This window comes from Ktedonobacter racemifer DSM 44963, from assembly GCF_000178855.1.
In the GTDB taxonomy this organism is placed as follows: domain Bacteria; phylum Chloroflexota; class Ktedonobacteria; order Ktedonobacterales; family Ktedonobacteraceae; genus Ktedonobacter; species Ktedonobacter racemifer.
In genome coordinates, this window is the sequence record NZ_ADVG01000001.1 from 114,835 (window position 1) to 134,512 (window position 19,678).

General features: G+C 52.8%; 12 protein-coding genes and 1 pseudogene. 6 read left to right on the forward strand and 7 right to left on the reverse strand.

Translation table 11 applies throughout. The features are described from left to right. Positions 1 to 89: 89 nt before the first annotated feature. From KRAC_RS00550 to KRAC_RS00580, 7 genes are all read right to left on the reverse strand, one after another. Entirely contained in the window at positions 90 to 1,340 is a 1,251-nt protein-coding gene (locus KRAC_RS00550) for an amino acid ABC transporter substrate-binding protein (RefSeq protein WP_007903668.1), read from the reverse strand. 192 nt (positions 1,341 to 1,532) lie between these two features. Then, complete coding sequence (locus KRAC_RS00555; RefSeq protein ID WP_007903669.1) at positions 1,533 to 2,840, reverse strand: dihydrolipoamide acetyltransferase family protein; 1,308 nt, start codon at positions 2,838 to 2,840, stop codon at positions 1,533 to 1,535. 80 nt (positions 2,841 to 2,920) lie between these two features. Then, positions 2,921 to 4,222 carry a M24 family metallopeptidase gene (locus tag KRAC_RS00560; protein ID WP_007903670.1) on the reverse strand — a complete coding sequence of 434 codons (1,302 nt, stop codon included), beginning with the start codon at positions 4,220 to 4,222 and terminating at the stop codon, positions 2,921 to 2,923. 24 nt (positions 4,223 to 4,246) lie between these two features. Continuing rightward, positions 4,247 to 5,254, reverse strand: coding sequence for an alpha-ketoacid dehydrogenase subunit beta (locus tag KRAC_RS00565; protein ID WP_007903674.1), 1,008 nt, complete (start codon positions 5,252 to 5,254; stop codon positions 4,247 to 4,249). Beyond that, entirely contained in the window at positions 5,247 to 6,260 is a 1,014-nt protein-coding gene (locus KRAC_RS00570; RefSeq protein ID WP_007903676.1) for a thiamine pyrophosphate-dependent dehydrogenase E1 component subunit alpha, read from the reverse strand. The genes KRAC_RS00565 and KRAC_RS00570 overlap by 8 nt, the downstream gene beginning before the upstream one ends. 18 nt (positions 6,261 to 6,278) lie before the next feature. Further along, complete coding sequence (locus KRAC_RS00575; RefSeq protein ID WP_007903677.1) at positions 6,279 to 7,160, reverse strand: NAD(P)-dependent oxidoreductase; 882 nt, start codon at positions 7,158 to 7,160, stop codon at positions 6,279 to 6,281. Between the two features lie 53 nt (positions 7,161 to 7,213). Beyond that, positions 7,214 to 7,912, reverse strand: a complete 699-nt coding sequence (locus tag KRAC_RS00580) for a FadR/GntR family transcriptional regulator (protein ID WP_007903678.1) — start codon at positions 7,910 to 7,912, stop codon at positions 7,214 to 7,216. 283 nt (positions 7,913 to 8,195) lie between these two features. Between KRAC_RS00580 and KRAC_RS00585 the strand changes: the two genes are divergently transcribed. The 6 genes and pseudogenes from KRAC_RS00585 (at position 8,196) to KRAC_RS00610 (ending at position 19,241) form a co-directional block, all read left to right on the forward strand. Then, complete coding sequence (locus KRAC_RS00585; protein ID WP_007903679.1) at positions 8,196 to 10,571, forward strand: xanthine dehydrogenase family protein molybdopterin-binding subunit; 2,376 nt, start codon at positions 8,196 to 8,198, stop codon at positions 10,569 to 10,571. Between the two features lie 442 nt (positions 10,572 to 11,013). Next, positions 11,014 to 12,249 carry an MFS transporter gene (locus tag KRAC_RS00590; protein ID WP_040441654.1) on the forward strand — a complete coding sequence of 412 codons (1,236 nt, stop codon included), beginning with the start codon at positions 11,014 to 11,016 and terminating at the stop codon, positions 12,247 to 12,249. 617 nt (positions 12,250 to 12,866) lie between these two features. After that, a pseudogene (locus tag KRAC_RS00595) lies at positions 12,867 to 14,174 on the forward strand (RNA-guided endonuclease InsQ/TnpB family protein). A gap of 56 nt (positions 14,175 to 14,230) precedes the next feature. Continuing rightward, on the forward strand, positions 14,231 to 15,337 hold the full coding sequence (locus KRAC_RS00600; protein WP_007903684.1) for an endo-1,4-beta-xylanase: 1,107 nt from the start codon (positions 14,231 to 14,233) through the stop codon (positions 15,335 to 15,337). A 215-nt stretch (positions 15,338 to 15,552) separates the two neighbouring features. Then, positions 15,553 to 17,040 carry an ArnT family glycosyltransferase gene (locus KRAC_RS00605; RefSeq protein ID WP_007903686.1) on the forward strand — a complete coding sequence of 496 codons (1,488 nt, stop codon included), beginning with the start codon at positions 15,553 to 15,555 and terminating at the stop codon, positions 17,038 to 17,040. Positions 17,041 to 17,366: 326 nt separating this feature from the next. Further along, positions 17,367 to 19,241: a glycosyltransferase gene (locus KRAC_RS00610; RefSeq protein ID WP_169460836.1), complete on the forward strand. Its 1,875-nt coding sequence runs from the start codon at positions 17,367 to 17,369 to the stop codon at positions 19,239 to 19,241. Positions 19,242 to 19,678 lie beyond the last annotated feature (437 nt).

A 19,678-nucleotide genomic window follows, 5' to 3' on the forward strand; every position in this document is an offset into this window, starting at 1 on the left:
TGAGCGCGCCTGCCATCTGTTCAGTACTCGGAAGATTGGCAGGCGCCACTCCTGCCAGACGCAACGACGCGTCTGGCAGGAACAGCATACTAGGGCCAGTTCGGTTTAGGATAGACAGGTTTCGCCGTGGCAATGCTGGCCGGATAGACACGCTGCACGGCCCCACCCTGCCACTGGAAGGTAAAGCCCTTGCCATCGACGTTCTCGCCTACGTCGTTGAACTTTACATCCCCTTGCAGCGTCTGGAAGGTGTTGCCCGCGTGCAATGTGGCGAGCAATTGCTTATTGTCGATACTATGAGCCTTGTTCACGGCTTGTGCCAGGACCTGCCCTGCCGCGTAGGCCTCCGCCGTATCGGCGCTGATCTGATCAGCTGTCCCGCCATATTTAGCGATATAGTCTTGGACCATCTGCGCATTTTGATAGGTCGTCAGCCCTGGAGCCCAGGCATTTGGAAAGAAGATGCCTTCCGCAACGGAGGCGCCTCCTATGGGGCCGGTAAATTGCGCTCCCTGGTCAGGCCCAGCGGATGCAACAATAGCCTTGGGGTTAAAGTGCTGCTGCTTGAAGGCCTGCACATACGCGGTCGCGTCGGGGAGCATCGAGCCTAACACGACGAGTTGCGCATTAGAGGCGATGATCTTCTGCGCGATGGGAGTAAAGTCGGTGGTTTCTGCCGGGTACACCTGGTACGAAGCGGTTTTTACGCCCCCTTGTTCCAGTAGCTGGCGCGCCCGGTCGATCATGGGCTGTGTAAAAGGATCGTCTTCCGTCGCATAGGCCACTGTCTGTGGTCGCTGGTCAGCTGGCAGCGAGAGGATATATTCGACAAAGCTATCCATCTGATTCACAATAGGGGCGGTGACATCAAAAATATTATGTAAGCCCTGGGTAAAGACCGAGGGACCGCCACCAGAGCCTTCCAGCATGGCATAGCCATAGCGATTCGCCACCACGGATGCTGGCTTGGTTAAGAGTGTTGAATAGGGGCCGAAGACAAGGTCGTCATGGTTATTGGTAATCAGCTTCTGATAGTTGGTAACAACCTGGGTTGTATTGCTCCCATCAGAGAGAAAATCCAGCTTTACCTGGCGCCCAAGCAGCCCACCATTTTTATTCACGGTATCGGCCCATAACTGATAGCCTTGCTCGGTCGCCTTGCCATCGGCGGAGAAGTCGCCTGAGAGCGAGACAGAGACGCCGATTTTGATGGGCGCCTGAGACTGGGTATTCGTGGCTGTATTATTCTGCGTGCAGGCGCTGCACATCAGCAACACTACCATCAAGAGCGCCAGCAGTGGAAGCCTGTTGCGTTGCCAGAAAGTGTGTCGTCCTACCACGGGTGTTCTCCTTAGTACTGCAAAATAATCGTCAAAAGATTGCCAGGGGGACGCTAGCGCCTTGCCTGACATTGTGGAAGTTATCATGCGCAATTGGTATGTGCGATGAATGACAAGTGGTGGATTGTATGTCCGCTTGCTTTCCCTCCTTTCATGCCTCGCGAGCCTACTGTATGAGGACGCCAGGAAGCATTACTGCAACAGTCCTAGCGGCTCCTCAATGAGATCCGCGAGCAGCGACAAAAATTTTGCTCCCAGCGCGCCATCGACGGCGCGATGGTCGCATGAGAGAGTCAGCATCATCGTAGGTTGAACCATGGGTTGTTTTTGCACAGACACAACGCGTTCCGCGATACGGCCTACTGCCAGAATCGCAACCTGTGGCGGCTGAATAATGGCGTTAAACGCGTCAATGTTGTACATCCCCAGGTTGCTGATCGTAAACGTTGCTTCACGCAGGTCTTCTGGTCGCAGTTTTCTGGCCAGGGCCCTGGCTACCAGGTCTCTGCGTCGCCGGGTAATCTCTTGCAGACTCAATGTATCTGCCTGGTGAATGACGGGCACAACCAGCCCATGCTCGGTAGCCATGGCCAGACCTATATGGATATCTTGCTCTAGATACAACGTTCCTTCGCTCCATGAGGCATTGAGCCGTGGCGAGGTACGTAGCGCCAGCGCCACAATTTTTACCAGCAGATCGGTGTAGCTTGGCTGCTCGGCTGTGTGCTTGCGCCTATGTTGATACCAGGCCTCTAAGCGACTGGCATTGACCTCGCGCACCAGGTAAAAATGAGGCACACTCGTCCAGCTCTGGGTTGTGCGCTCAGCCATGATGCGCCAGATGGTGCTCAATGGCAGGTCCTGCTTTTCATGTACTGCCGCAACTTGAGGCATAGATACGACATCTGTCGCCAGTACGGCCCCTCCTGGTCCACTCCCTTTGATCTGCGCAAGATTCTTTCCCTGCTCTGCCGCTAATCGTCGTGCTTTGGGCGAGGCCATCGTTAAACGCGGTGTCGTCTGGGCTATTGGAGTGTTAGGTTGCTGCTTATGTGCTACCTGCTGATTGCGCAAATAGGTCATGACATCCGCCTTTTGAATGCGTTTGCCCTCGGCCTGAACAAGGCTCAGATCCAGGTTGTGTTCAGCGGCGATGCGCGACGCCAGAGGGCTAGCGGACAAGGATGGCTGGCGCGTGTGTTCTCCCGGGGAAGATCGCGAGACGTGTATTGCCTCTCCGGCGCTGGTCGCCTTTTCACCTGGAGCAAGGATCGTGGCAATGACCTGCCCTACCGGAATCTCCTCGCCAGGCCCGGCTATGATCTGGTCGAGCATGCCATCGGCGGGAGCTTCGATCTCGACCGTGGCTTTGTCGGTCTCGATTTCTACCAGGGGTTCTCCCTTTGTGACCTGCTCGCCACTAGCTTTGAGCCAGGTAATGATCTTCCCCGTGTCTTGCGACATTCCCAGTGCTGGTAAGATAACTTGTGTCGTCACCATGGACCTCCTAGAAAGCGTGGGAAGCGAGGGCTTTATAGGCACATACACACCCTTTTCTTCTCACTGGACATCGCATGTGTTCACTGCTTCAGCTGGGCATTGAGATTGGACTGGGATTCACGTATAGCAGCGAGGGGGCCTGTCGCAGTGTAGTAGTGCGCTCCAGCCACCAGCAATTGTTCCGCGGGGAAACGTGTAATGACCTCACAACCATCATGGGTCACTACCAGTTGTTCTTCGATGCGCGCCGCGGACCAGCCATCTGAAGCGGGCCAGAAGGTTTCCAGGGCAAAAACCATCCCTTCCTCAATGACCTCGGGATGTTCAAGCGAGACCAGGCGGCTGAAAATAGGCTTCTCCCAGATCGAGAGTCCGACTCCATGCCCATATTGGAGTGCGAATGCGGCCTCTTCGTTGGGGAAACCGAACTCCTCGGCTTTGGGCCAGAGCTTGACGATATCAGCTGTGGTAACACCAGGCTTAATGGCATTGATGGCTCGATCCAGGATCTCCCGGCACCGTTTATAGGCATCGACCTGGGCCTGGGAGGCGCTCCCCACGACAAAGGTACGATAATAACAGGTGCGATATCCGTTGTAGCTATGCAAGATATCAAAGTAGGCCGGATCGCCCGGTCTCAAGGCGCGATCCGTATAGACATGCGGGTGGGGGCTGCATCGCTCGCCCGAGATGGCATTAACACCCTCAACATGTTCCGAACCCAGATCATAGAGCACTTTGCTGACCAGCCCAACGCACTCATTCTCGCGTATGCCCGGTTTAAGCGCTCGATAGAGCTCGTCATACGCCGCATCGACCATCATACAGGCCGTTGCCAGGAGCGTAATCTCATCCTCCGTCTTGATTAAGCGCGCCTGTTGCAGCAATTGCTGTCCATCGACCACCTGAATGCCCTCGGCCTGCAAGGCGAAGAGCACTGGTAATTCGACCACATCCACTCCCAATGGCTCGTGGAGGAGTCCACGTTCCTCTAGCTCGATACGAATTTTGCGCGCGACATCTTCAGCGCGGCCAGACTCTGGCGACATAGCTCCGCGTTGTGTGGAGATACCCGCGCGCGAACGTTCACTTAGCCACGGCGCATACAGTTGGTGATGGCGCGCGGCTGAGCCGAAGTCCCACATGATCGGCTCATCGTCCTGGGGTAAAAGAGAGAAACGGGCCAGCTTATCCATGGCCCAGGTTCCAATGTGGGTTGCCGTAATGTAGCGAATGTTATTCATATCGAAGCAGAGGAGCGCCCCCATCTCCGATGCTTTCAGCAGATGTTTGATCCGCGCAAGGCGCGCGGTGCGTAAGCGCTCAAAATTCGCGCGCTCCTCCCAGTCTACGCCCATCAAGCCATAGGTTTTGATCGCCATATCTCTCTCCTTCATTGGAAATGTCTAGACACGACCACATAACATTTTGGCTACATCTACCACCGCGGTAGCGGTAGGGACTGTGAGATCTTCCAGGACGGGAGAAAAGGGTACCGGCACATTCATGGCGCCCATGCGCCTGACCGGGGCATCCAGGTAGTAGAACGCGCCCTCGGCAATGACTGCGGCAAGTTCCGCGGTTACGCCATAGCGTTCGTACCCTTCGTCGACTACAATCACACGACTGGTCTTTCTGGCTGATTCGATCAAGGTCGCGCTATCCAGGGGAACAGTGGTACGCGGATCAACCACCTCCACGCTTATCCCCAGCGTCTCAAGATTATCCGCCGCCTCAAGCGCGACCTGGACCATGCTGCTGGTCGCGACCAGGGTAATATTGGTTCCAGCGCGTTTGATATCCGCCACCCCAAAGGGAATGGTATAGTCGCCTTGGGGTACAGGGCCTTTCAACTGGTACATCATCTTATCTTCGAAGAAGATGACGGGGTTCTCATCGCGAATGGCCGTCTTGAGCAGCCCCTTCGCGTCATATGGCGTGGATGGCAGGGCGACCTTTAAACCAGGAATATGACTCACCCAGGCGTGCAAGCTCTGGCTATGCTGGGCCGCGGTGCGACGGGTCGCCCCCAGGGTAGTGCGTACGACCAGGGGGACCTTGAGCTTCCCACCGGACATATAGTGAACCTTAGCCGCCTGGTTCACGATCTGGTCAAGCGCGAGGGTAATAAAGTCGCCAAACATAATGTCGATGATGGGGCGCATACCGGTCATTGCGCCACCAACACCCATGCCTGTAATTCCAGCCTCCGAGATGGGAGTATCGATGACACGCGCGGGCCCAAACTCCTCAACGAGGCCAGAGAGGACTTTGAATGGCGTCCCGGCTTCGGCTACGTCTTCACCCATGATGAAGACACGCGGATCCCGACGCATCTCCTCGGCCAGGGCCTCACGAATCGCCTGGCCAAGCGTGGTCTCCTGGACCTTCTGGTTGGATGTAGTGCTAAGCATAGACATCTTGTTCCACCTCGCCTGGCTGGGGAAAAGGTGCAGAGAGTGCGAACCGCTCGCCTTCCGCAACCTCGGCTCTCACGCGTTGTTCGATCTGCGTCAACGTTTCATGTCCCACGAAGCCCTCTGTGCTCAACCATTCGGCGAGGAGTTTGAGAGGGTCTCGGTGTTGTATCCAGTGCTCCTCCTCTTCTTTCGCTCGGTAGTAGGAGCGCTGAATATCGCCGACATGGTGTCCAAAGTAGCGATAGGTATCACACAGGAGGAAGGCAGGCCCCTCGCCCTGGCGCGCTCGCTCAACCACGCGGTGCGCGGCTGCGTAGACAACGCGCACATCCTGCCCATCAATCTCTTCAGTCAAAAGGCCAAAGGCCCTGGCCCGCTGCGCCATCTCGCCTGCCGTGGTTTCAGCATTGTGCGTGTATTCGTTGTACTGGTTGTTTTCGCAGACATAGATCACGGGTAGCTTCCATAAGGACGCCATATTCATGACTTCATAGAGAAGTCCCTGCCCGAGCGCACCGTCGCCAAAGAAGCAGACCGCGACCCGGTCGCTCTCCCGCATCTTACTGGACATCGCGGCACCCGTGGCGATGCCAGCACTTCCACCGACAATGGCATTGGCGCCCAGATTCCCTGTGTCCTGGTCGGCGATATGCATGGACCCGCCCTTGCCTCGGCAATAGCCCGCTTCTTTACCCAGCAGTTCCGCAAACATGCGGTCGACTCTGGCCCCCTTGGCGAGACAATGACCATGTCCCCGATGTGTACTGGTGATATAGTCATCGCGTCGTAAGGCCTGACAGACACCGACCGCTATCGCCTCCTCTCCACTGTAGAGGTGTGCCAGGCCAGGCATCCTGGCGGTGCGATAGAGCTCATTGACGTGCTCTTCAAAGACGCGAATCTTGAGCATCTGTTCATACATAGCCAGCCAACGAGCCTGCTCCTCATCTCCTTGCGTGTACTCTGGATGGACGGAATTGGATGCTTCTGGCTGTAACATGGCGTTCTCCCGCAGCTATTACAGATCGATGCCGGACATACGAGCCAAAACCTTGTAGACGATGGCGAAGTCATGCTTGGCCAGGCCCTGGGCGCGGGCCGCCGTCAGTAACTGATTGCTGAGGGCGACACTGGGAAGCGCCACATCGAGTTGTCGCCCCAGTTCTTCTGCCAACAGCATATCTTTTTGCATCATGTTCACATCGAACCAGGCCTCTTCAGGCATGTTGAGGATAAAGGGGGTGCGATACTTGAGAGAGGGAGAGGCAACGACGCTATTGAGCATGACCTCAAGCGCCGTCTCCAGGGGAATACCTCCCTTTACAGCTAAGAGTAAGCCTTCATAGAAACCCTCTATTTGTACCTGCAAATTCAGGTTAATAGCGATTTTCATCAAGACCGCCAGGCCATTTCCGCCAACATAGTTGACGGTTGGTCCGATATCCTGCAAGATCGACAGCACCTGCTCAAAAATAGCTTTCTCGCCCCCAACCATCAGCGAGAGTTTCCCTTGCTCAAGCGTAATGACACTCCCAGACACGGGTGAGTCGAGCATATGAGCTTCCTTTGCGGCCACCTGAGAGGCCAGGTGGCGCGATGCTGAGGGGCTAACCGTACTCATATCAATGTAGATTTTTCCAGTGCTCAGGCCGGACAGAATGCCATCGGGACCATGAAATACCTGGTGTAATGCGTTGGTATTGGTGACCATAGTAAATAAAATATCTGCTGCCTCAGCCACCGCTCGCGGAGAGTCACCCCAGCGCATGCCAGCATCGAGAAGCCATTGTGCCTTCGACCGGGTCCGATTGTACCCGGTCACCGTATGCCCGGCATCCAGAAGCCGTTTTGTGACACGGCCTCCCATTGCCCCTAGCCCGATAAAGCCAAGATGAGCCATAACGTCCTCCAAATGCAACACACAGCGTAAACAGGATCATACAAGACAACCTACTATGCAGGATCAGCACTATCCTCGCGGACCTGGCGTAAATGCTCACGCATGGCTGCACGCGCGGCCTCCGCATCACGTCTGATAATGCTGTCAAAAATACGCTTATGATGGATTTGCCCGCGTTGAGGACCTCCCGCAACGGAGAATATTTGTTTGCGTTGTTCACTCAGCAGGTTCACAATCGAGTTGGTCAGGAGTAGGATTAAAATATTTTGTGTGGCCTGTGCCAGGGCCTCGTGGAAACGATTGTCTGCGGCAATAAACGTGTTGACATCGTGCATATATGCGTCCATGACTGCTATTGCTTCACGCATCGCTGTAATCTCTTTCTCTGTGGCACGCTCCGCGGCGATTGCAGCGATCTCTGTCTCCAGGATTTCACGTACCTCCAAGAGATTCTCTGACCCTCCCATCTCCCCCCATTTCAACTTCATGACCAACCCAAGTGAGCTCTGGAGCGCGGTATGCGCGCCATCAATGACAATTGTTCCGCGCCCCGGTCGTGTATCCACCAACCCTTTCTGAGCCAGCATTTTCATGGCTTCACGCACGGCGGTTCGGCTGACATGAAACTGTTTCGCCAGCTCAAGCTCTGTCGGTAGTCGATCTCCGTTGCGCAATTCGCCATTGAGGATGCGCTGCTCAATTTGTTCAGCAATCTGCTTGAAAACTTTAGCCGTTTGAATGGGTTCATACATAAGCGCTTTTTTTCCTGAAAAGCTCCTAGAAATATATGCTACTCAAGTTTGTAATGATAGGATGATATAATCATCATACTAACTATATAAACAAAAGTCAATGCTAAACAGCTTTACATATATTTTATACTCCAATAAGGATATAGAATTCCAATCAGGTATGCTAAGCAAGCAAAGGATATTCTGTTTTTGCAGTTCAATATGGTTGTTGCCTGGTGCTGGACAACACCAGAGAGTCTCCCGGGGTAGTAATAGAGCCTACCCCGCTGAAAAAGAGGGCGCTATGCAGAAACCTTTTCAACCATTTCATGCGGGGCGTCGCAGAGAGGATTACAGGGCGCTAACAGGTAACGCCCGTTATGTTGATGACCTTAGATCACCTGTAGGACGTCCTCCGGTGCTACACATGCTGGTAGTGCGCAGCCCATATGCTCATGCCAGAATTGTGCGCATCCATTTGGATGAAGCTCGTTCATTGCCTGGGGTCGTGGGCGCTTTTACGGGCGCTGAACTGGTGCGCGCGATGCCTACATTGCCTATTGGCCCGATGCCGGGTGTCTTCGATCCCGGGCGGCATCCATTGGCGGTAGAGCGCGCGCGCTACGTTGGCGATCCCGTTGCCGTTATCCTGGCTGAGACCCTGCCCATCGCAGAGGATGCGCGCGACCTCGTTGATGTGGAGTACGAGGTGCTGCCAGCCGTAGTTGATCCAGAGCAAGCCCTGGAGGCGGAGGCGCCTCTCCTCTACGAGGATCTTGGGTCGAATGTGGCCTTTGTACATCACCTGCGTGGCGGGGAGAGCGAGGCAGCCTTTACGCGTGCCGATCATGTCCTACACCTGCGCCTGGAGAATCAGCGGCTCGCGCCTAGTTCTCTTGAGTCGCGGGCTTGTATGTTTGACTTTGACCCGGGCAGTGGACAACTTTCAGCCTGGGTCTCGTCGCAAGCAATTTTTCGTGTCCGCGAGACACTGGCCATGTTCCTGGGGCTGAATTCCGGGAAGATTCTCGTACACAATGCCGAGGTTGGGGGCGCCTTTGGAGCCAAGAATGTCTTTCTGGGTGAGGAAGTGATTGCCGCCTACCTGGCGATGGCGCACGCGCGCCCGGTCAAATGGATTGAGCAACGTGATGAGAATTTGCATGCTCAGTCCCAGGGGCGGGGGCAGATACACAATATCGAAGCCGCCTTTCAGGCAGATGGAATATTGCTTGGCTTGAAACTGCGTTCCCTGGCCGACCTGGGCGCCTTTCTCGTTGCGACTACAACGATGGTGCCTACACGTGTTCCGCTCATGTTATGCGGACCATACCGGGTACAGGCGGTTGAGAGCGAGGTCATCGGAGTGTTTACCAATAAAGCCACCACTGCTCCCTACCGGGGTGCAGGCAGACCCGAGGCGACCTATATTGTGGAACGCGTCATGGATCGCATTGCCCACGAACTGGATATCGATCCTGCGGAGGTGCGCCGTCGTAATTTTATCGCCCCCCAGGATTTTCCGTATCGCACAGTCACAGGTGTTGTCTATGATAGCGGTAACTACCAGGCCATCCTTGAGCGTGTCCTGGAATTGGGCGATTACCCAGGCTGGCGCGCCAGGCAACGAGCGTCTCGAGCCAGTGCACACCCCAGGTTGTTGGGCCTCGGCCTCGCCTCCTTTATCGAACTGTCGGGCGATAGCATGGCTCCTCCCGCCCATATACCACACGAAGCCGCCACTGTACGCATCAGGCGCGATGGTACCATCCTGGTACAATGCGGCGTGGCCCATAATGGTCAGGGTCACTTCACCACCCTTGCCCGTATCGCGGCTACGGTCTTCCAGTTGCCAGATGAGCAGGTAGAGGTACGTATGAATGATAGTAGCCTGCCTGGCTATAGTGTGGGGACCTTTGGGAGCCGCATTACCCAGGTAACCGGCTCGGCCGTTCTGCTGGCTGCGGAAGCCGTTAGAGACAAAGCGCTCCACTGCGCAGCGTGTCTCCTGGAGGCTTCCGCAGCCGACATGGTACTGGAGGAGGGGCGCTTCAATGTTCGTGGGACACCTACACGGGCTATACCCCTTGGAGATCTGGCTCGCCAGGTTGAGGAACAGCCTGAACTGATCGAACGTGAAGCCCCCAATCCCGCCAATGGGACAGCGATTGAGGGACTCGCCGCATGGCGTGAGTATAGTCCCGCTGGTGCGGCCTATGCTTCGGGGGCGCATCTCGCTGTCGTGGAGATTGATCCCGATACTGGTGGGATACAGATACTCAATTATGTTGCCGTCGATGATTGTGGGCGTATCCTCCAGCGTGAGCTGGCGGAGGCACAGGTCCATGGCTCTCTAGCCCAGGGTATTGGGCAGGCGTTATACGAAGAAGTTGTCTATGATGAGGATGGACAGCTTCTCAGCGGAACACTCCTGAATTACGCTTTACCCCTTGCGCATATGCTCCCTGCCTTTATCACCGATTTTGTCGAGACGCCCTCACCGTTTAATCCCCTGGGGGCCAAGGGCGTGGCTGAGTCAGGCTGTATTGGCGCGCCACCAGCTATCGTCAATGCCGTGCTGGATGCACTCTCGCCCCTTGGTATTACCACCATTGATATGCCGCTTACACCAGAGAAGATCTGGGCCTTGCTCTATGCCAGGCGCCAGAGAGACATATAAGTCTCGCCTTTCAGCAGGGGAGCTTGTTTGACTGCCAGGCTGAGATATGCTATCATTCGCCTTATCTCAATGCACAACTCCAGTAGCAAAGCACAGAAAGGGATATTGATGGCTAACGCGACGATACAGCCCACCAGCGCGTGGTGCTTTCGCTCTCGTTACGCGTGTGTTAACGCGTTTCGTGTCGCCCAGGGCCTCACTATGCCCTTTTCCAGGGAGCCATTGACACGAAGCTGGAGAGAAAGAAACTAGCCAGAACGTCAAATGCACAAGCCGTGGGCGACACACACAGGTCTCGCCCACGGCTTTTCTCTTCCATTCCTCAGCAATATCAAGGCCATGGGCGAGCCATATGTCTTTGCCCACGGCCTTTTTCTATGCAGGGAACGCCCCCTATAGGGGTACCTCCCTGCCCCATATCGTGAGAATGGAGTTTTATTATATGCTCTCTCAGAAAGAGAATGTGACCTCCACGCAGCCTCTCTGGCGCAATCGTGACTACCTGCTCTTGCTGGGTGGTCAGCTTGTTTCGTTTGTTGGCGATCAGCAACAATTTATCGCGCTCCCGCTGCTGATCTTAGCCCTCACTGGTTCGGCCCTCCAGGCTGGTATCGCCGTAAGCTTGAGCACAATAGCCATGCTGGTGGTCGGCCCCATCGCGGGCGTGCTTGTGGACACCTGGGACCGTAAACGCGTCATGCTGCTCTGCGACGCCGGGCGCATGCTCTTGATCCTGAGTATTCCCCTGGCCTTCTGGTTCCATGTGCTGACCATGCTCCACATCTATATCATGGTGACGCTGGCAGGCGTGCTTGGAACCCTGTTTAGTGTCGCGAACGCGGCCTCATTGCCCAATGTAGTAACGCAGAAGCAGCTTCCCGCTGCCCTGGCCCAGTCCCAGGCGGCGTACTCGGGGATACGCACCTTTGGCTCGCTCCTTGGGGGAACGCTCTATAGCCTGGGGAGCGCCTTCCCTTTCCTGGCAAATGCCCTTTCCTTTGGCGTATCGGTCTTTTCATTGCGCCTCATGCGCGGAAATTTCCAGAGCAGTCAACAAGAGGGGGCGCGGCTTCCATGGCACCAGTCCCTCGCCGAGGGCTTTTCCTGGCTGTGGCACCAGCCCCTGCTCAGGTTCCTCACCCTCGTCAACGGCGCGGACAGCCTGCGCTATGGCGCCGGATACCTGGTGATCCTTATCCTGGCGCAGGAGCTTCATACCTCCCCTGGCGGGATTGGGGCAATCTTCACGGCGGCAGCGATTGGAGCGGTGATCGGGAATCTCGCCAGCAACTGGGTACGCCGGAGCTTCTCCTTCGGCACCATCGCGATCAGTATGCTCTGGCTCGAAGCCTTGATGTTCCCCCTCTACGCAATCGCACCAAATGCCATTGTGATGGGCTGTATCGCCGCCGCGGAAGAGCTGGTTGCCCCCATCTACTCCATCGCGCTTGATACCTACCGTCTCACGGCGACCCCCGATACCATGCGGGGCCGCATGAGCAGCACCGTGCAATTGATGACCCGGGGCGCGCAATCCCTGGGAGCCATTCTCGGTGGATTGCTTATTCAAAGCATGGGCGCCAAGGTGAGCGCATTACTACTGGGAGGCTGGCTGATCCTCCTTGCCATCGCGACCACCCTGAATAAGCGAGTTCGCCAGGCCTCGCTACCTGCATAAAAATTAGCGTATCAGGGGATAGGGATGGGCGACAGATAGTTGCCTGTCGCCCATCCCTATCCCCTGATCTGTGAGTGCACAGGTGCGAAGGGCTGATCTGAAGAGGAGCTTTCTTCTCTATGATCTGTATGAGGAAGGGGAACTAGCAGGCATAGTACTTCTTCTTAAAAATTAGCTCAACATTGTATAACAATGCTGCTCACTGGTATACTGCAGGAGCATGGCTCTTAGTATTTGCTAGCAAGATAACCCTATTTCTGCGAAAAGCGGGGATGCATGAGGCAGCGTCGCGCTACATCTCCTCTCCTCTATGAAAAGCGGACATGCTTTCGTCACCCAAGATGAATACGATCCATATGATAAATACACAATAAAAACCTTTTGCCCCTTTACTTTCTAATTTCTATGCAAGCCAGCATTCAGGCGGAGAAAAAGGTATCCGCTGTGCTGCATCTGCTTTTTCACCCAAAACGCCGCAGGATGCCCCTGCCCTTTCAGGCATGGGGAGGAATGCGGCGTTCCTTTGTCGGTGGCTTGGGTGGAATACGCCGTAGACATTCTCTCATCTGCTCATGTATTGTTGACAGTCAGATGAAAACTATGGTATAATTTAGCGTATGCAAACGGTATTAACAGCGAAACTCAAATTGAATACAACGCCCGAGCAATTCAAGGCATTACGTACAACGCAACTGGCGTATCGGGATTCTCTCAACTATGTGAGCCAGTACGCCTTTGCGCATGGCAAGATGAGCAATGCTGTTCGTTTGCAAGATGCCACCTACGAAGAGATCCGCCTCCGTTTTCATCTGCCTTCGCAAATGGCCTGTTCTGTTCCTCGCCAAGTTGGTGCCTCGTATAAAACCCTCTGGACAAAGGTCAAGAACAATGCTGTTCATCGTAAGGAAGGGAAGACCAAGAAACGCTACAAAGGGCTTGATAAGGCTCCCAAGTTCATCTCCCCCACGTTGACCTATCAGTACAAGAAAGACTACACCTTCAAGAAAGAGCAGCAGGTGAGCATCCTGACCCTTGAGGGACGTGTTATCGTGCCCTATACTGGCTACAATAAGCATGTGGCATTGATCCAGCGTGGAGCGGAGATTGGTGCATCGAAACTCTGGTATGACAAGCCCAAGAAACAATTTTACCTCCTTGTCTCTCTTGCAATTGAGACGGCTGATCCTACACCTGAAACACACAAGCAAGTCGTTGGCGTGGATGTGGGGATGCGATACCTTGCCGTCACGGCGACGATGCAAGGGGATTGCACCTTCCATTCAGGCAAACAGATTGTCCCCAAGGCAAACCACTCCGCACGACTGAGAAAACGTCTGCAAAAGAAAGGCACTCGTTCAGCGACAAGAAGGCTCGTTGCCATCAGTGGACGAGAGAGACGGTTGAAGCAGAATACCAATCATGTCGTGAGTAAGCGGATTGTCCTACAGCACCCTCAAAGCTTGATTGGACTGGAGCATCTGACAGACATTCGAGAGCGTACCAAACGACGCAAAGGCAAAAATGCAAAACAGCGAAAAGCCAATCGTACCTTCTCCAAATGGTCCTTCGCTGAGTTGCATAGCATGATTGCCTATAAAGCGCTCTTACATCGAAGTATGGCAATCAAGGTCGATGCCAACTCTACCTCGCAAGCGTGCCCCAAATGTGGGCACACCTGCAAAGAGAATAGACCCAACAAAGGATTGCTCTTCGTCTGTCAGAATTGTCAGACACGCTCCATGCCGATCTGGTTGGTGCAAGAAACATTGCGATGCGAACGCTTCTTATCCGGCAAGACTGGAGAGGAACGGGCCTCTTGTCAGTACGCGCCTTCTGTGTCGGACGATGAAGCCAAAGCAGCACGCCTGAAAAGGTATGCTGAATTGCGGTGGAGTTCAGACACAACTCCAAGCCCTCGGCTTTAGCCGTAGGGTACTGACCTTTGTAATAACATATTTTGATATGATAAGAGGCATCACATATGAAAGGGAAATACCTTCCCGGGTCCTTATTTGTTTGCTCATTTTTTCTGCTCTTTCTAACCGCTTGCGATTTTTTTCCTCAATTCAGGACGGATCAAACGAATACGCCAGTTTCGCAAGTACCCACGGAAGTATCAGAAAGCTCATCACAAACGCTTCGTTACGCTGCTGCGCACTCCTCCAAGCGCAATATCCTCATTGGTACAGCTGCCAATATGGATGCGTTCAATACGGATGCAACGTATAAGAAACTGCTGGGGCAGGAGTTTAACCTGCTTACGCCAGAGAATGTGCTGAAGATGGATACCATCCATCCTGACATTGATACATTCGATTTCTCTAAAAGCGACCAACTCGTTGCTTTTGCAGAGGCACATCACATGCAGATCGAAGGCTCCAGTATCATCTGGCATGATCAGATTCCCGACTGGATAACCCACGGGGGCTATACACGTCAGGAACTTCTTGGCATTCTGAAGGATTATATCCAAACCGTTGTAGGGCATTATAAAGGCAAGATAAAATCCTGGTTTGTCGTAAATGAGCCGCTAGAAACGTCCTTCTGGGAACAAATGCTTGGTCCTGACTACATCACAAATGCATTCCGCTGGACACATGAAGCCGATCCCCAGGCGAAATTGTATGTCAATGAATACGGTATTGAAATGCCTGGCACAAAAACCAATCGCTATTATCATCTCGTTCAGGAACTGATAAGCCAAGGGGTACCAGTCAGTGGTGTTGGTTCTCAAAGCCATTTAAACCTTACTCGTGCATATAATCTATCGCAAATGATTGCAAACCTACAACGATTTGCCGACCTCGGAGTGCAAGTCGAGATAACCGAAGTTGATGTCAGAACGCAGAATTTGACGGCTTCTATGGCAGAAAAACTCAAACAAGAGGCTCGTTTATATGCAATGATGATCTCGACCTGCCAGGCAGTAAAAGCCTGCGATGGGATCGTTATATGGGGCATTACTGATCGCTATACATGGATTAATAGCGGAACGCATGGCACCGATGTACCACTCATTTTTGATGACCAGTATCGGCCAAAAGCGGCGTATTATGCCGTTCAAAATGCCCTCCTGGGGAAACAGTAAGTGCCTTTTGCGTACGTTGCGGCTGCCATGATTGTTCGCCCATATATTGGTCAAGATCACACAATTTTTGCAGAATACCGAAATTATGCTTATGCTTTTAGAGAATAGATTGAATAACGTCAATGAAACAAAAAACAGGGCAAGCTACTAATACTCTTAAGCCACGTGCATTGCAGTACTCTCCACTTCAGCCTCAAGTGCCAGGTGCTGCTCCAATGCATATTATGGCTCCCACGAAGAGGGTGCCACTGGTAAAGGGAGGCACTCCTCTTTCCCAACATCAGTCATATACAAGATTTTATACACTCGTCAGCTACCTGTTGATGCTCACCTTTGTGCTGGGTCAACTCTACCTCATCTTCACGCAGAGAACCGGGGCATTCTATGATGAGGCCATTTATATCACAGCAGGGCTGCGTGCCTGGCAAGGGAAAGGCGTCTCTGATGGGTACCTGGTCTGGTTCGCGGGTTCGCTGTTATGGCCTTTGATGGCTGGCATCGGCTATCTTCTCAATGGACTCATTGGTGTTCGCATTATCGCTCTTCTGCTGTCGAGTATCGCCCTCTGGATGTCATATGCGACTGCCAAAAACCTCTTTGGTGTGAAGGCAGCCTGTTTTACGGCCCTCCTGCTGATCCTCGATGGCAACTTTCTGGCCCTGGCTCACCTAGGTGTCTATGATTCGCCAGCTTTAGCCTTTACCGCCATCAGCCTCTGGTGCGTTACACAGTTACAAAAGAAGGATCATCGCGCCTGGCTCTGTTTGAGCGCAATAGCCCTGGCGCTGGCCGCGATGTCAAAATACCCGATAACCTTAATGATCTTACCCATCCTGGGCCTGCTTTTCACCTTTCGCCAGAAAAAATTTCTGGCTGATCTCGGGGTTTTTCTCTTTGTCTTCGTCGGCGTCTTTTTTGCCTTCTTTTTGCCAGTTCAATACCAGGTAGGCGATTGGCTCTTCTGGTCCATACGGAATAAACCTACGTTTGGGGCCACCATGCTCACCATCGTAGGTGCTCAGCTTTATTTTGGCCTGGCCTCTTTCATTCTTGCCTTTCTCGGTTTTTTGCTGGCGCCAAGGAAGAAAGAAGCCCTGGTACTGCTGCTTTGCGGCTTGATCTGGCCTGCCTATCACATTCTCTCCTCAAACCCGGTCAGCGATAACAAGCACGTGGTCTTTGGTTTTCTCTTCACCTATCCCCTGCTTGGACTCTTCTTTGCCCAGGTTTGGCAGAAAAAATGGTTTGGCAAACCGCTTATTGGCCTTCTCTGCCTTGCGTGCACATACATTGGTGTTTTTCAATATATGGTCCTTGATCCTTCCTGGCCCGATGTTCGAGAACCGTCTGCCTATCTGGTTGCTCACACCCGTCCTGGCGATTTGTTACTCATTAATGACGCCTGGCCATATACCATGTATCTCTATGCAAATCAGAAAATAGCTACGCCCTGGCAAGTCTATGATAATAACCGCATTAGCAATCATGAAAATACAACGAGCATTTGTAACTTTACCTGGTATATTGATGAAAAAGGAAGCTACCCATGGTCTGAGACATTTCTCAAACAATTACGTGCCTGCCATACCTTTGTCCCGGTCTACCACTATACAAGCAATGCAATTGGTCTGACCAGCGATCTTCACTATGTCCAATATCCAGTCGTCACAACAATCTATATAAATGTGCACGCGAACAGATAACAGATCGCATTCCAGCGTCCAAAAATATAGATATCACGCCCGCAGAAAAGGCTTATCCAAATACTCTAGAAGAGGAGTGAACTTCAATGAGCGATTCTCTATTACCAGTAGAACAAGAAGAAGAACTCTTTCGCTCTTATACATCAGAATCGCACCGCATGCAGGCCGAAAGCCTTCAAGCGACGCCACTTCCCCCTTTGTCTTCGCGGACAGAAGAACCATCTGTCCAGCATGACGAAGAGAAGCACATTTCCCGAGATGTTCCTCCTTTCACGCCTTTGCCGGTTCTAAGATCACCTCAGTTTCGCCTTCCTGCAAGACCTAGATTGGCGTCACCCCACGCCATCATAGATACTCCTGCACGCAGCACTGTCGATGTAAAGGCGACTCCTACGCTTGCTCCTTCTGCAATCGATATCGACGCACTGCCTACCATTTCTACACCTGCTGTCGAACCTGCTCTCACCTCTAGGCATCTTTTGTTGCCTGCCAAGATGGGCGCGAAACCATCAACGCTAGAAATGCTTGCGCTCCTACCAGGTAAAGCCTTGCGCTCAATTACCACCCACCGCATGCCTGCCATCAAAAAAATTTCTCAGCTTGATAAGTTCGCAACAGTCCCCGCCGCAGCCGTTCAGGGACTCAAAAATGGGGAGCAGAAAATAAGCAATACAAAATTGCGCCTGGTAGGAATCTTCTTTATGCTTGTCGCAACGTTCTATCTGTTCTGGTTGGCAACCATCCTCAATCTTCAGGCACCCTGGCTATCTCTGCCCTTTTTCCTGGCGATGTGCTATCTTACTCTGATCGTTTGCCTCACTGTCTACAATAATTGGACGCGTGTTGTCACAGAACTCGTTGGCTTGCCAGGCGGACAGGAACCAATAGTGGCTGTCTGCATACCCACCTACGGCGAAACCCCTACAATGGTACAAATAACCATTGAGAGTGTCCTGAGCCAGGACTGGCCTCATCAGAAGCTGCTCATTATTGTTGGTGATGATAGCCATCGACCGGAGATGAAGGAGATGGTTACCACTCTTCAAAACACGTTCTCCCGTGCGCGCATTGTCTATCACGAGCCACCACGCAAAGGCGCCCCAGAACGCAGAGGAAGCGCGAAAGATGGCAATTTAAATTCCATGCTCGCGTATGTTACCCAGCAATATCCAGATATTGCTTATATTGAAACTCGTGATGCCGACGATGTCGTTGGCTCTCCACAGTTTCTCCGTTATGTTATTGGCCATCTTCAACGCAACGAAGATGTCGCCTATGTCCAGACAATCAAGGATACGTTAGTCAGTGAGGGCGATCCCTTTGGTAATCGACAAACATTCTTCTATCGTGGCGTGATGCTCGCTCGTAATGCCTCCAATTCGGTCTTCCCCTGTGGGAGTGGCCTGGTCTGGCGCAAAGAAAAGTTAGCTTCTATTGGTGGCTTCCCAACCTGGAATCTGGTTGAGGATCTTTATTCTGGCTATGTGGCGATGCAACACGGCTTAAAAGGTGTTTATCTCCCGGTCGTCGGCGCTGTCGGTCAGGTATCACCAGAAGATATACCCAACGTATATAAACAATTAGGCACATGGGCTCTGGACACCTGTCGCATCTTTTTCTGGAAGAATCCCTGGCTTGCCAAAGGTCTCACCTTCAAACAGCGCATGCAATTTACAGAGCTTTCCCTCTTCTATTTGCTCAGCTATCCCTTGCTTATCTTTGTCTTAACCCCTGTTATTAGCCTATGTACTGGGATCTATCCTTTTACAACCAGTAATCTCGATTATGTTCTGCACTTCTGGCCTTTCATACTCTGCATCGAACTCCTACTGGCCAATATGAGCGACTCAACCTCGTTTGAAGAAATCTGGCGCGCCAGGCAGATGTGGTTGGGCATGACCTTTGTTTTTATCAAGTCCAGTATCCTGGCGCTCATCTATGGCCCAAATAGAAAGCCTACATATAAGGTCACGCGAAAAACGCAAGAAGCGGGTGTTTATTTGCGCGAAGTCTCGATGCAAGTGTTTGTCTGCCTCTTGTTACTGATGGCTATTATTTATAATCTTGCCATTCATCACACCAGTTTCTTGCGCGATAGCGATCTTGGTTCCATCTTATGGGCCGTATTCTTCATCCTGCTCCTGATAGGCATCATTCGTCGAAGCTGGTTCGGCTACAGAATCAGGGTGAAGAGGCAATAGTTTCTTGTAAAGTCATTATGGTGCGGCACGGCTAAAGATACAGAAAGCCACAATTTCAGTTCGAGCAAGCCCAATTGATGAAGTAGACCATCTGGACTCAGTGCCTGAACACGCGCCCATCGAGGTGGTCGCGCACTCCCAAGAGAGCAGCGCCTCGATGAGCGTGTGTTTTGATCCGCCGTTCATTTTCGGCTTGACTTTCGGGCAGACATGGGTTATGATGCATCTATCATATTTTTGGAGGTACAATCCACCATGCACTTAACCACAGCTAAGGTGTTGCTAAACGAAGTGAGCTGTGTCTGCAACTAGGTAAGGTCGCTTTTATGCGGGTCATTGCGATGATTTCGCACTTCACTGTATGACCATACCCTCTTCGATAAGGCTACAGAGAGGTATTCCTCTCTTCTGTAGACTTCTTTTTCACGTTTCAGAAC

Coding starts and splice junctions, on each gene's coding strand:
- KRAC_RS00605 (WP_007903686.1), top strand. CDS start 15,553: ATGCATATTATGGCTCCCACGAAGAGGGTGCCACTGGTAAAGGGAGGC.
- KRAC_RS00590 (WP_040441654.1), top strand. CDS start 11,014: ATGCTCTCTCAGAAAGAGAATGTGACCTCCACGCAGCCTCTCTGGCGC.
- KRAC_RS00600 (WP_007903684.1), top strand. CDS start 14,231: ATGAAAGGGAAATACCTTCCCGGGTCCTTATTTGTTTGCTCATTTTTT.
- KRAC_RS00555 (WP_007903669.1), bottom strand. CDS start 2,840: ATGGTGACGACACAAGTTATCTTACCAGCACTGGGAATGTCGCAAGAC.
- KRAC_RS00570 (WP_007903676.1), bottom strand. CDS start 6,260: ATGTTACAGCCAGAAGCATCCAATTCCGTCCATCCAGAGTACACGCAA.
- KRAC_RS00585 (WP_007903679.1), top strand. CDS start 8,196: ATGCAGAAACCTTTTCAACCATTTCATGCGGGGCGTCGCAGAGAGGAT.
- KRAC_RS00575 (WP_007903677.1), bottom strand. CDS start 7,160: ATGGCTCATCTTGGCTTTATCGGGCTAGGGGCAATGGGAGGCCGTGTC.
- KRAC_RS00565 (WP_007903674.1), bottom strand. CDS start 5,254: ATGCTTAGCACTACATCCAACCAGAAGGTCCAGGAGACCACGCTTGGC.
- KRAC_RS00560 (WP_007903670.1), bottom strand. CDS start 4,222: ATGGCGATCAAAACCTATGGCTTGATGGGCGTAGACTGGGAGGAGCGC.
- KRAC_RS00580 (WP_007903678.1), bottom strand. CDS start 7,912: ATGTATGAACCCATTCAAACGGCTAAAGTTTTCAAGCAGATTGCTGAA.